We start from the raw sequence: 14,082 nt of genomic DNA, 5'->3' as shown, positions 1-14,082 counted from the left end.
CCCGACCGCTCACCTCAGACCTCTTCGACCGAGCTCGGCTCGCGCCGGGACAGGTCGATGCCCAGCTCCTCAGCGGCCCGGAACACCTCGTCGTCGGTCTCGCGCATTTCCAGGGCCACACCGTCGCTGGAGAGCACCTCAACGTTGAGGCACAGCGACTGCAGCTCCTTGAGCAGCACCTTGAACGACTCCGGGATGCCCGGCTCCGGGATGTTCTCGCCCTTGACGATGGCCTCGTAGACCTTCACGCGGCCGAGCACGTCGTCGGACTTGATCGTGAGCAGTTCCTGCAGGGCGTAGGCAGCGCCGTACGCCTGCATCGCCCAGCACTCCATCTCACCGAAACGCTGACCACCGAACTGCGCCTTACCACCCAGCGGCTGCTGCGTGATCATCGAGTACGGGCCGGTCGAACGAGCGTGGATCTTGTCGTCGACCAGGTGGTTGAGCTTCAGGATGTAGACGTAGCCGACCGCGATCGGGTCCGGCAGCGGCTCACCGGAACGACCGTCGAACAGCTGCGCCTTGCCGGTACGCCCGATCAGCTGCTTGCCGTCCCGGTTGGGCAGGGTCGACTCGAGCAGACCGGAGATCTCCTCCTCGCGGGCACCGTCGAAGACCGGGGTGGCCACGTTGGTGTCGCCCTCGGACTCATGCGCGTCGATCGAGCGCAGCTGACGCTTCCAGTCGGCGTCGTCACCCTCGACCTTCCAACCGGTCTTGGCGACCCAACCGAGGTGGGTCTCCAGAACCTGGCCGATGTTCATCCGGCTCGGCACACCGAGCGGGTTGAGCACGATGTCGACCGGGGTGCCGTCCTCAAGGAACGGCATGTCCTCGATCGGCAGGATCTTGGAGATGACGCCCTTGTTGCCGTGGCGACCGGCGAGCTTGTCGCCGTCCTGGATCTTGCGCTTCTGGGCGACGTAGACCCGGACCAGCTCGTTGACACCCGGCGGCAACTCGTCGCCGTCCTCGCGGGAGAACGTGCGCACACCGATGACCGTGCCGGTCTCGCCGTGCGGCACCTTCAGCGAGGTGTCCCGAACCTCACGCGCCTTCTCACCGAAGATCGCGCGGAGCAGCCGCTCCTCCGGGGTCAGCTCGGTCTCACCCTTGGGCGTGACCTTGCCGACCAGGATGTCACCGGGGACGACCTCGGCACCGATCCGGATGATGCCGCGCTCGTCGAGGTCAGCGAGCATTTCCTCGCTGACGTTCGGGATGTCGCGGGTGATCTCCTCCGGACCGAGCTTGGTGTCCCGGGCGTCGACCTCGTGCTCCTCGATGTGGATCGAGGTGAGCACGTCCTGCTGCACGAGGCGCTGCGACAGGATGATCGCGTCCTCGTAGTTGTGGCCCTCCCAGCACATGAACGCCACCAGCAGGTTGCGTCCGAGTGCCATCTCGCCCTCGTCGGTGCACGGACCGTCGGCGATGACCTGACCGGCCTCGACGCGGTCGCCCTCGAAGACCACCGGCTTCTGGTTGACGCAGGAGCCGGCGTTGGAGCGGCGGAACTTGTGCAGCAGGTACGTCCGGCGGTGGCCGTCATCCTGGTGGATGGTGACGTAGTCGGCGCAGAGATCCTCGATCACACCGCCGACCTCGGCGACCACCACGTCGCCAGCGTCGACCGCGGCCCGGTACTCCATGCCCGTACCCACGAGCGGCGCCTCGGCCTTGACCAGCGGCACAGCCTGGCGCTGCATGTTCGCGCCCATCAGTGCCCGGTTGGCGTCGTCGTGCTCGAGGAACGGGATCATGGCGGTCGCGACCGAGGTCATCTGCCGGGGCGAGACGTCCATGTAGTCGACGGCACCGGGGAGGACGTCCTCGGTCTCGCCGCCCTTACGACGGCAGAGCACCCGCTCCTCGGCGAACGTGCCGTCAGCCTTCAGGCGCGCGTTGGCCTGGGCCTTGACGAACCGGTCCTCCTCGTCCGCGGTCAGGTAGTCGATCTGGTCGGTGACCCGACCCTCGACGACCTTCCGGTACGGCGTCTCGATGAAGCCGAACGGGTTGACCCGGGCGAAGGTGGACAGCGCGCCGATCAGGCCGATGTTCGGGCCTTCCGGCGTCTCGATCGGGCACATCCGGCCGTAGTGGGACGGGTGCACGTCGCGGACCTCGAAGCCGGCCCGCTCCCGGGACAGACCACCCGGGCCGAGCGCGCTCAGCCGACGCCGGTGGGTCAGGCCCGCCAGCGGGTTGGTCTGGTCCATGAACTGGGACAGCTGGGACGTCCCGAAGAACTCCTTGATCGCCGCCACCACCGGGCGGATGTTGATCAGGGTCTGCGGGGTGATCGCCTCGACGTCCTGCGTGGTCATCCGCTCGCGGACGACCCGCTCCATCCGGGACAGGCCGACCCGAACCTGGTTCTGGATCAGCTCGCCCACGGTACGGAGGCGCCGGTTGCCGAAGTGGTCGATGTCGTCGGCCTCGTAGCCGTCCTCACCGGCGTGCAGCCGGCACAGATACTCCACGGTGGCGACGATGTCGTCCTCGGTCAGCGTGCCGGTGGTGATCGGCACGCCAACTTCGAGCTTCTTGTTGAACTTGTAGCGCCCGACCTTGGCGACGTCGTACCTCTTCGGGTTGAAGAAGAGGTTGTCGAGCAGGGTCTGGGCGTTCTCGCGCGTCGGCGGCTCGCCAGGGCGCAGCTTGCGGTAGATGTCGAGCAGGGCCTCGTCGGCGCCGGCGATGTGGTCCTTCTCGAGCGTGGTCATCATCAGCTCGGACCAGCCGAACTTCTCACGGATCCGCTCGGCCGACCATCCGATGGCCTTGAGCAGGACGGTGACGGCCTGCCGACGCTTGCGGTCGATGCGTACGCCGACCGTGTCGCGCTTATCGATGTCGAACTCCAGCCAGGCACCCCGACTCGGGATGACCTTGACGCTGGAGAGGTCGCGGTCGGAGGTCTTGTCCGGCTGCTTGTCGAAGTACACGCCCGGAGACCGGACGAGCTGGCTGACCACGACGCGCTCGGTGCCGTTGATGACGAAGGTGCCCTTGGGCGTCATCATCGGGAAGTCACCCATGAACACCGTCTGGCTCTTGATCTCGCCAGTGGTGTTGTTGGTGAACTCCGCGGTCACGAAGAGCGGAGCGCAGTAGGTCAGGTCCTTCTCCTTGCACTCCTCGATCGAGGCCTTGACCTCGTCGAAGCGCGGCGCTGAGAAGGAGAGCGACATGGTGCCGGAGAAGTCCTCAATGGGACTGATCTCTTCAAGGATCTCCGCGAGACCCGAGCGTGCGTGCGGGTCGTCCGCCGACCGGCCCTGCCAACCCTCGTTGCCGACGAGCCAGTCGAAGGACTCGTTCTGGATGGCAAGGAGGTTGGGGACCTCGAGGTGTTCGGTGATCCTGCCGAATGAAACTCGGCGGGGAGCGAATGCGCTCGACGTACGACTGGTCTTCGCAGGGCGGGAAGCTGCCAAGATGCGTCCTTCCGAGGACCGGTGCTGCAGAACGGCTGGTACGCGTGCACTCCAATGACCCCACCAGAAATATCCGTAAACGGACATTTCCGAGCAGGGGTCAAGTCGGAAGGCAGCGCAAACTAGCAGTGTAGCCGAGAGGCTAACCGCTGTCCAGCCCACCCCGCAGGTTGTTTGCGGAGCGCGCCTCGGCCCCCGTCAACCGGGGTCTGCCGGGCCGCTCAGAACGCAACTCCCCACTGGGCCGCTCGGGTTACCGCGGCCGATGGTGCCGCCGCTGTCATACCCACGTCGTGGCCGTCGCAAGCGCGGTGTCTTGCTGGTGTCAGCGTGCCTGGCAGCCCCGGGCCGCGTCAAGGGCCGGTATTGCCCTCGCCCCGTGTTTCCCCCTGGAGAGCGACCCGCCGCCCCCGTTCCGATCGACGGAGCGGCTGGTCGGAGCCCAGCTCAGGGCCGATCGGGGCCAGCTCCACCAATACGGCGGGCGGTGATCCGTGTCGGATCACCGCCCGCCGCGACGCGATGGTGTCCCGGCTCACGAGCCGGGTACGCGTTGGTGGAACGTCAGGTCACTTGAGGGTGACCTTGGCGCCTTCACCCTCGAGCTTGGCCTTCGCCTTCTCGGCGGTCTCCTTGTTGACCTTCTCCAGGATGGCCTTCGGCGCGGACTCGACCGCGTCCTTGGCCTCCTTGAGGCCCAGGCCGGTCAGCTCGCGCACGACCTTGATGACCTGGATCTTCTTGCCACCGTCAGCCTCGAGGATGACGTCGAACTCGTCCTGCTCCGGCTCGGCCTCGGCCGTAGCCGCGCCACCGCCGGCAGCGGCAACCGCGACCGGAGCAGCAGCGGTGACCTCGAAGGTCGTCTCGAACTGCTTCACGAACTCAGAGAGCTCGATCAGCGTCATCTCCTTGAACGCGTCGAGCAGCTCGTCGGTGCTGAGCTTCGCCATATCTGGCGTCCTTTCCTGATTCTGTTAAGTAAGAACTGGTGCGCCGTGGGGGCCTCAGGCCGCCTCGGCGCCCTCCTTCTCGCGCTTGTCCTGCAGTGCAGCCGCCAGACGGGCGGTCTTCGACAGCGGGGCCTGGAACAGGGCCGCGGCCTTGCTCAGGTTGCCCTTCATCGCGCCGGCCAGCTTGGCCAGCAGCACCTCGCGGGACTCCAGGTCGGCGAGCTTCGAGACCTCGGCCGCGGTGATGGCCTTGCCCTCGAAGACACCGCCCTTGATGACGAGCTTCGGGTTGGCCTTCGCGAAGTCGCGAAGCCCCTTCGCCGCCTCGACGACGTCGCCCGAAACGAAAGTCAGCGCGGTAGGACCGGTGAACAGCTCGTCGAGGCCGGTGATGCCCGCGTCCGTCGCAGCACGCTTGGCCAGCGTGTTCTTCGCGACCGTGTAGCTGGTCTCGGCGCCGAGCGAGCGCCGAAGCTGGGTGAGCTGGGAAACCGTCAGACCGCGGTACTCGGTCAGCACGGTGGCGCCCGAACTGCGGAAGCTCTCGGTCAGCTCAGCGACGGCCGTGGCCTTGTCGGCCCGGATCGGCTTGTCCGCCATGTCCCTCCTCTCTCGTTACTCGAGGCTGGTCCCCGTCTCGGCCGAAGCCGGAACGGGGGCGGAGGCAGCACGACAACGAAAAAGCCCCGGCGCAGGGCGCACGGGGCGAGGGCCGGCAGATCGTCATGGTCGGCGGACCATGTTCACTGCCGAGTTACGCTTGCCGCCCTACGCGGGTCGCCCGTTGTCGCGGGACCTTCGACCGTGCCGGAGCACGGTGACCAGCGGTCTTTGGGTGGTTCCTCATCCATGAGAACACGGATGACGGTTGAAGAGTACACGCCCCGGCCACCAGCGCCAAATCGCCCCCTGTGAGCCGCGCCACCGGCGCCAGCGGCGGTCAGCCCTGGGCCCGCCGCCGCCACAGGTAGCCGCCGACGACCGCGGCGCTCCAGGTCAGCGCCCACACGGTCAGGCCCAGCAGGGTCAGCGCGGCGGCGTCGCCGCCGGTGGTGCGAGCCGCGGCCATGATCGGCGGTGCCAGCCAGGGGGCCACCGAGCCGGTCAGGCCGAGCACCACCGCGCCGACCCCGCCGAGGGCCAGCACCGCGACGCCGTACCCCGCGCCGCCCACCGACGCACGGCTGGCCAACGCCCCAAGAGCAACCGCAGCGGGTACGACAAGCAGGTGCGCCCACACGCCCAGCGCGAGCCCGACCGGAATCGACCGGTCCCCCGGGTCGACCGGGCCGGACACCCCACCGACCAGCCACGGAAAGAGCAGCGCGATGACCACCGTCACCAGCGCCGCCACAACGGCGGCGAGCAGCCCGGCCAACCGCTCCCGCGCCACCCCGACCGTCACCTGCGCCAGCCGACGCTGCACGTCCGGCTCGACGTCCAACAAAATCTTGGTCTGCCAGGCGAGCACCGGGAAGAGCACCACCGCCGAGACGCCGTACGCCTCGGCCGGCTGCGCACGGCCACCGCCGTAGAGCGTGCCGAGCGTGATCAGGCCGGCGAGCAACGGTGCCACCGCCCGCCCGGTTCGCAGGAAACCAGCCAGCCGCATCCGGACCAGGGCGCTCACCGGGCCTCCCCCGCTGCCGGCTCGACCACCGGGTCGGCGGCCTCCGGCTGCTCGGCTGTCAGCTCCCCGGCCACCGGGAGCGACGGCTCGGCGGCTCGGGCAGCGCCGGCCGACCGAAGCGGCTCGGCGGGTCGAGCCTGGGGTGCGGCGGTGGAGGCGTCGGAGCGTACCCGCAACACCTGGTGGCCCTCGGCGCGCAACCGGGCGACGGTGCCGGCGACCCGCGCGGCCGGCACGGCGACCTCGACCACCGCGAGCGTCTCGTCCGACGACGGCGTCTCCTCGGAGAGCGCGCCGTCGGCCACCAGCCAGCGACGCGCGGCCGGCAGCCGGACCGTCTCGCCGCGGTGGTCGGAGACCAGAACGGCGCCCTCGGCGGCGAGCACCTCGGCGATCAACTCGGGCACCAGCTCGCGGGTGGTGGCGTCCAGCCCCTCCCACGGCTCGTCGAGGACCAGGAGGCCCGGCGGGCGCAGCATCGCCTGGGCAAGGCCCACCTTCTGCGCGGTGCCCTTGGACAGCTCCGGCAGCCGAACCGAGCGGAACGCGGACAGCCCGAGCCGGTCGGTCCAGGAGGTCACCGCCTCGTCGGCCGCCGCCCTGCCCAGCCCCGCGACGCGGGCCATCCCGGTCAGATAGCGGGTCACTGTGAACGGCTGGTCAGCGGGGAAACGCTCCGGCACCCAGCCCACCCGCGTCGGGCGGCCGGTGACCCGGCCCCGGCCCGGCCGGAGGACCCCCGCGGCCACCTGGAGCAGTGTCGACTTGCCCACCCCGTTGCGGCCCAGCACGACCGCCACCTCGCCCGGACCGATGCGCACGTCGATGCCCCGCAGCACCCACGGCCCTCGCCGGTGGTACCGCAACCAGATGTCTTCCAGCCGCATGGGCCGAGCCTGCCACATCTCAAACGCGCCGGGGCGCCGCCACAGTCGTGGCGGCGCCCCGGCGGAGCGATCTGTCGACTCAGGCGTCGGCCTGGTCCTCCCGAAGGTTCTTCACCAGGTTGGGGTCGACCGGAACGCCCGGGCCCATCGTGGTGGTCAAGATGATCTTGCGGAGGAACTTGCCCTTGGCCGCGGACGGCTTGGCGCGCAGCACCTCGTCGAGCACCGCGGCGTAGTTGTCCACCAGCTGGGTCTCCGTGAAGGAGGCCTTGCCGATGATCAGGTGCAGGTTGGAGTGCTTGTCCACCCGGAAGGTGATCTTGCCGCCCTTGATGTCCGACACCGCCTTGGTGACGTCCATGGTCACCGTGCCGGTCTTCGGGTTCGGCATGAGACCGCGCGGGCCCAGGATCCGCGCGATCCGACCGATCTTGGCCATCTGGTCCGGCGTGGCGATAGCCGCGTCGAAGTCCAGCCAACCACCCTGGATCCGGGCGACCAGCTCGTCGGTGCCCACCTCGTCCGCACCCGCGGCGGCGGCCTCTTCGGCCTTCGCGCCACTGGCGAACACGATCACGCGGGCGGTCTTACCGGTGCCGTGCGGCAGGTTGACCACGCCGCGGACCATCTGGTCCGCCTTGCGGGGGTCGACGCCGAGGCGCATGGCGACCTCGACCGTGGCGTCGAACTTGACGTTGGTGGTCTCCTTGGCCAGCTTCACGGCCTCGGTGGGGGTGTAGAGCTTCGACCGGTCGATGACATCGGCGGCCTTGCGGTAGCTCTTGCTGCGCTGCATTGCTGATTACTCCTGTGGTCTCTGGCGGGCTCGCTCGGCGCGAGCCCTCCCACGGTCGGGTCGAAGGCCGGGGCCGACGTCAGTCGTTGACGGTGATGCCCATCGACCGGGCGGTGCCGGCGATGATCTTCTCGGCCTGGGCGATGTCGTTGGCGTTGAGGTCGGCCATCTTCTTCTCGGCGATCTCACGCAGCTGGGCGCGGCTGACCGAGCCGACCTTCTCGGACTGCGGAACACCCGAACCCTTCTGCACACCGGCGGCCTTGATCAGCAGCCGGGCAGCGGGCGGGGTCTTCAGCACGAACGTGAAGGACCGGTCCTCGTACACGCTGATCTCGGCCGGGACGATGTCGCCCCGCTGAGACTCGGTCTGCGCGTTGTAGGACTTGCAGAACTCCATGATGTTCACGCCGTGCTGGCCGAGCGCGGGGCCGACCGGCGGCGCCGGCGTGGCCTGGCCCGCCGGCAACTGAAGCGTGAACGTCTTGACGAGCTTCTTCTTCGGAGGCATGTCACTTCCTGGGGCTTGGAGCTGGGAAAATGCGGCTGTCGCCGCCCTCGGGCGCGCACGGTCAGCGCGGTGCGACAGCGGCGACATTCAAGAGTAGCGCAGGCCGCAGCCCACTCGTCCGCCGAGGTCGAGCGAGAGCGCGTACGCCGACGTCGGCGGCGGGCCGGGCCCGCCGCCGACGACCAATCAGATCTTGGCGACCTGGTTGAAGTTGAGCTCCACCGGAGTCTCACGACCGAAGATCGACACCAGCACCTTGAGCTTCTGCTGGTCGGCGTTGATCTCGCTGATCGTGGCCGGCAGCGACGCGAACGCACCGTCGGTGACGGTGACGGAGTCGCCCACCTCGAAGTCGAGGACCTTGATCTCCGGCTTCGACTTCTTCTGCTCGGTCTCGATGGCCGGCGCCAGCCACTTCAGCACCTCGTCGAGCGAGAGCGGAGCGGGCCGGTCAGCCCGGTCGGTCGCACCGACGAAGCCGGTCACACCAGGGGTGTTCCGGACACAGGAGTACGACTCGGCCGTCAGCTCCATCCGAACCAGGATGTAACCAGGGAAGACCTTGGCCTGGATCTGCGAACGCTTACCGTTCTTGACCTCGACCTCTTCCCGGGTCGGCACCTCGACCTGGAAGATGAAGTCCTCCATGTCGAGGCTCGTGATCCGGGTCTCGAGGTTGGTCTTGACCTTGTTCTCGTAGCCGGCGTACGAGTGCACCACGTACCAGTCACCCGGCGCGTAGCGCAGCTTCTGCCTCAGCTCCGCGACGGGGTCGTAGTCCTCGTCCGGTGCGGGCTCGGTCGTTGGGAACTCCGGCTCGCTGGCGGCCTCAACCGACTCGTCACCAGCCGCCGTCGCGACCGTGGACTGCTCGTCCACCGATCCGGCGGTCTCGTCGTTCTCAGGCACGCTCGCTCACTTCCGTCACTATGGCTGGAGGCAGCCGGTCAGTCCGAGTTGCCAAAGACAAACAACACGACCTTGGCGAAACCGAAGTCCAGCACACCCACGATCGTCAGCATCACCGCGACGAACGCCACCACCACCGCGGTGTAGGTCAGCAACTCCTTGCGGGTCGGCCAGATGACCTTACGCAGTTCGGCTACGACCTCGCGGAAGAACCGGGCGATGCGGCCGAAGACGCCCACCCGACCCGTTTCCGACCGAGTGGTCGGCCGGCTGTCCGCCGACTCCGCCCGGGCACGGGACCGCGTGGCGGTGCCTCCCCGGGAAACCGGCTCGTCCGCATCGGAGGCGTCGTCGTCGGCCACGTCGTCGACGATCTCGTCGTCAAGACGATCGTCGCCGTCGTCGTCGCGCCGCTTGTTGTCGGCCACTTCGCCCTCCGTCGCGGAATCTGGGGTCGCACGCCGAGCGGCGTACGCGGCGCTGGTCACGCCGGCCGGACCCAACCGTCCCGCGACGGGCCGCGGCCGGTGGATCACCCGGAGGGCCCGATTGCCTCGGACCACCCCGCCGATGCCACCACCACGGGCCGGACGCCGCCAAGCTGGCGGCGCGACCCACGGGAACGGTCAGGCCTGAGGCGCAGGGGTGACAGGACTTGAACCTGCAGCCTGCGGTTTTGGAGACCGCTGCTCTGCCAATTGAGCTACACCCCTATGTGGCAACACTCGCCCCACGCGGCCACAGACGACCGAGCAGGGGTCACTTGCCCCACGGCGGACCAGTGTACGGGTACCCGCCCGACTTTCCCAACCGGTCTCTCCGCCACGCGTGGCGGGCTCGGTTCAGGGCGCTGTCCGGATGGTTGCCCGCGCCTGCGACAGCACCTTGTCACCCAGGCAGGTGGCGGTCACCTCGATCCGGGTGAGACCGTCCTCGGGCACCCCACGAACCCGCGCGGTCACCTCGATCTCGGTCCCCTGGTCGTCGTCCGGGACCGCCACCGGCCGGGTGAAGCGCACGCCGTACTCGACCACCGCGTCCGGCGACCCGGCCCACTCGGTGACCGCCCGGCCGACCAGCGCCATGGTGAACATGCCGTGGGCGATGACCCCGGGCAGACCCACAGTGGTGGCGACCCGGTCACTCCAGTGGATCGGGTTGAAGTCACCCGAGGCGCCGGCGTAGCGGACCAGGTCCGCGCGGGTCACCTGAAACGTCTGTGCTGGAAACTCCATCTCACGCCTCCCCGCGGATGACATACCTGGCCCAGACAGCGACGACGGGTTCCCCGCCGGCGGTGCTCACGTCGGTGCGCGTGGTCAGGAAGCCGTGCCCACCCCGGGTGCTGACTTCCTCGATGGTGTTGATGCAGACCAGCTCGTCACCGGCGACAACCGGCCGGGTGTACGCGAAGCGCTGATCGCCGTGCACCAGGCGGCTGTAGTCGACACCCAGGGCCGGGTCCTCGATGATCTGGCGGCTCGCGGCCATCGTGACGATCACCGGGAAGGTCGGCGGGGCCACCACGTCGGGGTGGCCCAGCGCCTTCGCGGCCTCCGGGTCATGGTGGGCCGCGTCGGTGGCGCCGATGGCGCTGGCGAACTCACGGATCTTTTCTCGGCCCACCTGGTAGGGGGCGGTCGGCGGATAGGTCCGGCCGACGAAGGAAGGGTCCAGAGGCATGCCGCGAACCTACACGGAAAGCCCAATCGCCGACCTGATCGGTAGGCGGCGGAGCCGCGCCAAACCGGTCAGATCGGCGATCGAAAAGCTTCGACAGCGGCCGGCCCCGAGGCCGGCCAGCAGTCAGCGGGTCTCGCGGTGGACCGTGTGCCGACCGTCGCGCGGGCAGAACTTCTTCAGCTCGATGCGGTCGGGGTCGTTGCGCCGATTCTTGCGCGTGATGTAGTTGCGCTCCTTGCACTCCACACACGCCAAAGTGATCTTCGGCCGGACATCGGTAGCCTTCGCCACGGCGGAGTGCCTTCCTCGCTAACGGAAACAACTACGACGCGCCAGCCTAGACGCTGACAGCGCGGACATGCAAAGTGGGCGCCAGAAGCGCCCATTCTTACGACCACCGGCAACGAGCCCGGAAGACGAGAGTAGCGGTGGCCGGACTTGAACCGGCGACACAGCGATTATGAGCCGCTTGCTCTACCATCTGAGCTACACCGCTGCGATGGGTCCAGCTGAACCCTCGAGCCCCCTTACGGAATCGAACCGTAGACCTTCTCCTTACCATGGAGACGCTCTGCCGACTGAGCTAAGGGGGCCTGCGCGATCTCCCCGTGGGGCGCGCAGGAGTAAGAGTACACGGCCCGGCTCGACAGGTGAAATCGGATCCCCGATGATCGTCTGCACCCTGCTCAGGGCACGACACGGAGGCGCGGCAGCTCTCCACTGGAGATCGACTCCGGCTCGACCTGGGCGCCGAACCAGGCAGCCAACCGCTCGTACGGCAGCGGTCTGCTGAACAGGAAGCCCTGCCCGATCTCACAGCCGATGTCCTGAAGAAGCTCCAGGGTCAGCTCGCTCTCCACACCCTCGGCCACCACGGCCAGACCGAACTGCTGGGAGAGAGTCACCACCGCGTTGACGATCGCCAGGTCCCCCGGATCGGTCGCCATTCCCTGCACGAAGGAGCGGTCCACCTTCACCTCGTGCACCGGCAACCGCCGCAGATGCGCCAGAGACGAGTCACCGGTGCCGAAGTCGTCCACCGACAGCCGTACGCCCAGATCCCGCAGCCGTTGCAGGGTGGGGATGGGTCGGTCCGTGCCGTCCAGCACCCCCGACTCGGTGATCTCCAGGGTGAGGCGCTGCGCCGGCACCTTGTACTCGGTCAGCAACTCCTGGACCCGGTCCGGGAAGTGCTGGTCGACGAGCGTACGGGCCGAGAGATTGACCGCGATGGGCAACGGCTGGTCGGCAAGCGCCCAGTCCCGACTGCGACGAAGGCCCTCGCGGAGCACCACCTCGGTGAGCCGGCTCAACTGGCCGGTGTGCTCGGCCACCGCCACGAAGTCCTCGGGAGCGACAGTGCCGTGCGCCGGGTGCTCCCACCGGGCCAGACACTCGACACCAACCAGGCGCCGGTCCCGCAGAGTCACCTTGGGCTGGAAATAGACCTCCAGCTCGTCCTGGTCCAGTGCTCGGCGCAGATCGCCGGCCAAACCCAACCGGCGCAGCGACCGAGACTCCAGGCCCGGGTTGAACAACTGCACACTGCCCGGCACCGACTTGGCCGCCGTCGTGGCCAGGTCGACCCGCAGCAGCAAGGTGGCCGCGTCGCTGCCATGATCCGGGTGTACGGCCACCCCTACGGCGGTGTCCACCACCAGAGTGAGCGCGTCGAAGACCATCTCGTCGCGGATCTGGTCCCGCAGCTGACTGGCGAGCTCCAGGGCCGCCGCCGGGCTCTCCAGACGAAGCGTCACCAGGAACTCGTCCCCGCCGACGCGCCCGACCAGAGCCGACGACGGGGCGCTGGCCCGCAGCCGGCTGGCGACCTCGACGAGGACCTTGTCCCCGGCCGCGTGGCCGAGCGACTCGTTGACCTGACGTAGCCCGTCGACGTCGAACAGCAGCAGCGCCACCACCTCGTCCGGCGCGCCGATCTTGATCGACTCCTCCAGCGCGCCGGTGACCCGCCGCCGGTTGGGCAGCTTGGTCAGCGTGTCGTGGTATGCGTCGTGGCGCAGCCGGTCGACAAGCCGGGAATTCTCCAGGGCCACCGCGGCGTGCGCGGCCACCGTCTCGAAGATCGCGATGTCCGTCGCCGTGAAGTTGTTGCCGTCGCCGAGGCGGTTGGCCACCTCGAGAGTGCCGATGACGACCTGACCCGACCGCAGCGGCACCACTACCGCATCCTTGATCCGCTGCCCGGCGAGGTCGGCCCGGAATTCCTCGTCGGTGGTCACACCACGGCCGACGGCGACCGTACGCCGGCTATCGCGGACCCGCTCCCGGATCGCCGCCGGCGTGTGCGCCAGATCGAGCAGCCCGGGGTCGTCCACCCGGGCGGTCAACAGCGCCTCCGGATGTCGCCCCTGTGCCGGGAGCCACAGCGTCGCGTACTCCGCCTGCATCAGCGCGCGCACCCGCCCGAGCAGCGCGTCCGGCAGCGTGCCGCTCTGCCCGCTCTCGACCACCGCGCGGGTCAGCGCGTACAGGTCGGTGAGGGTGCGGTGCTGGCGGAAGAACTGGGAGTAGGCCCGGTAGACCAGTGCGAGGCCGACGCCGAGGGCAGCGAGCAGGAGCAGCGACCACCACGTGCTCCGCACCAGGATCAGCACGATCAGGCCGACCGAAACGTTGATCACCGCAGTGAGCAGCACCGGCTTGGCAGTACGCAACGCCCCGCGCCCGGTCTGCCATCCGTGCAGCAGCGTGTGCACGCCCACCACGCTGGCGTAGCTGATGAGAATCACCATGCTGACGGCGGCGAAGATGCTGCCCCAGGTGCGCGGACCCACCCCGTCGATGGGCGGAAGTGCCTGCAGGACGAGGACGGCCAGTGAACTCCCCGCGGCGGCCCGCGCCACGTTGAACCACACCTTGGGCGCCGACAACCGCTGCCGCTTGTGGGTGATGAGCGAGGTCAACGTGTAGATGACCACCACGGTCAGCGGCGGCAAGAAGTAGAGCGCGAGGACCAGTGGCAGCTCGGTGAGCGTGACGCCCAGCGTCTGACGCCGGACCACAAGGCTGAGCAGCGGCAACCCCGCCGCGATCATGAGGACGAGGAGTAGAGCAGCCTCCGGCCAGTCACCGAACGGCTCTGGCGCGACCAGCCCGGTGATGGTGGCGCAGAAGATCGCGACCAACGTGAGAGGCGCGGTGATGATCCAGGCGTCTTCGGACGATCTGCGCCGGGGCTGACCGCGACCGATCATGGCGCTCCTTCAGATTGGCACCGCGCCGGTCACGGCAGCGTCGTGAGACGTC

General features: G+C 68.6%; 13 protein-coding genes and 3 tRNA genes. All 16 read right to left on the bottom strand.

Features of this window, described 5'->3' with window-relative positions:
- Positions 1-14: 14 nt before the first annotated feature.
- Positions 15-3,446, bottom strand: coding sequence for a DNA-directed RNA polymerase subunit beta (rpoB, locus tag IW248_RS28935; RefSeq protein ID WP_124816383.1), 3,432 nt, complete (start codon positions 3,444-3,446; stop codon positions 15-17).
- Between the two features lie 569 nt (positions 3,447-4,015).
- The gene (gene rplL / locus IW248_RS28930; RefSeq protein WP_196929468.1) at positions 4,016-4,399 is read right to left on the bottom strand and encodes a 50S ribosomal protein L7/L12; all 384 of its coding nucleotides are present in this window, start codon (positions 4,397-4,399) and stop codon (positions 4,016-4,018) included.
- 54 nt (positions 4,400-4,453) lie between these two features.
- Positions 4,454-4,999, bottom strand: a complete 546-nt coding sequence (gene rplJ / locus IW248_RS28925) for a 50S ribosomal protein L10 (RefSeq protein WP_124820957.1) — start codon at positions 4,997-4,999, stop codon at positions 4,454-4,456.
- Positions 5,000-5,339: 340 nt separating this feature from the next.
- A complete protein-coding gene (locus IW248_RS28920; protein ID WP_196929467.1) occupies positions 5,340-6,029 on the bottom strand; it encodes a hypothetical protein in 690 nt (229 codons plus the stop codon).
- Positions 6,026-6,916: an ABC transporter ATP-binding protein gene (locus tag IW248_RS28915; RefSeq protein WP_196929466.1), complete on the bottom strand. Its 891-nt coding sequence runs from the start codon at positions 6,914-6,916 to the stop codon at positions 6,026-6,028. The genes IW248_RS28920 and IW248_RS28915 overlap by 4 nt, the downstream gene beginning before the upstream one ends.
- Before the next feature lie 79 nt (positions 6,917-6,995).
- Complete coding sequence (rplA, locus tag IW248_RS28910; RefSeq protein WP_124820954.1) at positions 6,996-7,712, bottom strand: 50S ribosomal protein L1; 717 nt, start codon at positions 7,710-7,712, stop codon at positions 6,996-6,998.
- A 79-nt stretch (positions 7,713-7,791) separates the two neighbouring features.
- Positions 7,792-8,223 (bottom strand): 50S ribosomal protein L11, encoded by a 432-nt coding sequence (gene rplK / locus IW248_RS28905; RefSeq protein ID WP_124820953.1) that lies wholly within the window; start codon positions 8,221-8,223, stop codon positions 7,792-7,794.
- A 186-nt stretch (positions 8,224-8,409) separates the two neighbouring features.
- Positions 8,410-9,132 carry a transcription termination/antitermination protein NusG gene (gene nusG, locus IW248_RS28900; RefSeq protein WP_196929465.1) on the bottom strand — a complete coding sequence of 241 codons (723 nt, stop codon included), beginning with the start codon at positions 9,130-9,132 and terminating at the stop codon, positions 8,410-8,412.
- 38 nt (positions 9,133-9,170) lie between these two features.
- Positions 9,171-9,560 carry a preprotein translocase subunit SecE gene (secE, locus tag IW248_RS28895; RefSeq protein ID WP_124820951.1) on the bottom strand — a complete coding sequence of 130 codons (390 nt, stop codon included), beginning with the start codon at positions 9,558-9,560 and terminating at the stop codon, positions 9,171-9,173.
- Between the two features lie 212 nt (positions 9,561-9,772).
- Positions 9,773-9,845, bottom strand: a tRNA-Trp gene (locus IW248_RS28890).
- 129 nt (positions 9,846-9,974) lie between these two features.
- Positions 9,975-10,367 carry a MaoC family dehydratase gene (locus tag IW248_RS28885; protein WP_124820950.1) on the bottom strand — a complete coding sequence of 131 codons (393 nt, stop codon included), beginning with the start codon at positions 10,365-10,367 and terminating at the stop codon, positions 9,975-9,977.
- A gap of 1 nt (position 10,368) precedes the next feature.
- On the bottom strand, positions 10,369-10,815 hold the full coding sequence (locus IW248_RS28880) for a MaoC family dehydratase N-terminal domain-containing protein (RefSeq protein ID WP_196929464.1): 447 nt from the start codon (positions 10,813-10,815) through the stop codon (positions 10,369-10,371).
- 123 nt (positions 10,816-10,938) lie between these two features.
- Entirely contained in the window at positions 10,939-11,106 is a 168-nt protein-coding gene (gene rpmG / locus IW248_RS28875; protein WP_007073056.1) for a 50S ribosomal protein L33, read from the bottom strand.
- Between the two features lie 132 nt (positions 11,107-11,238).
- A tRNA-Met gene (locus IW248_RS28870) sits at positions 11,239-11,311 on the bottom strand.
- A gap of 24 nt (positions 11,312-11,335) precedes the next feature.
- Positions 11,336-11,408 (bottom strand) — tRNA-Thr (locus IW248_RS28865).
- 93 nt (positions 11,409-11,501) lie between these two features.
- Positions 11,502-14,030 (bottom strand): putative bifunctional diguanylate cyclase/phosphodiesterase, encoded by a 2,529-nt coding sequence (locus IW248_RS28860; RefSeq protein ID WP_196929463.1) that lies wholly within the window; start codon positions 14,028-14,030, stop codon positions 11,502-11,504.
- Positions 14,031-14,082 lie beyond the last annotated feature (52 nt).

This window comes from Micromonospora ureilytica, assembly GCF_015751765.1.
Lineage (GTDB): Bacteria > Actinomycetota > Actinomycetes > Mycobacteriales > Micromonosporaceae > Micromonospora > Micromonospora ureilytica.
Note: the sequence above shows the minus strand (reverse complement) of the source record. Positions and strands in the feature narration are given on the sequence as shown.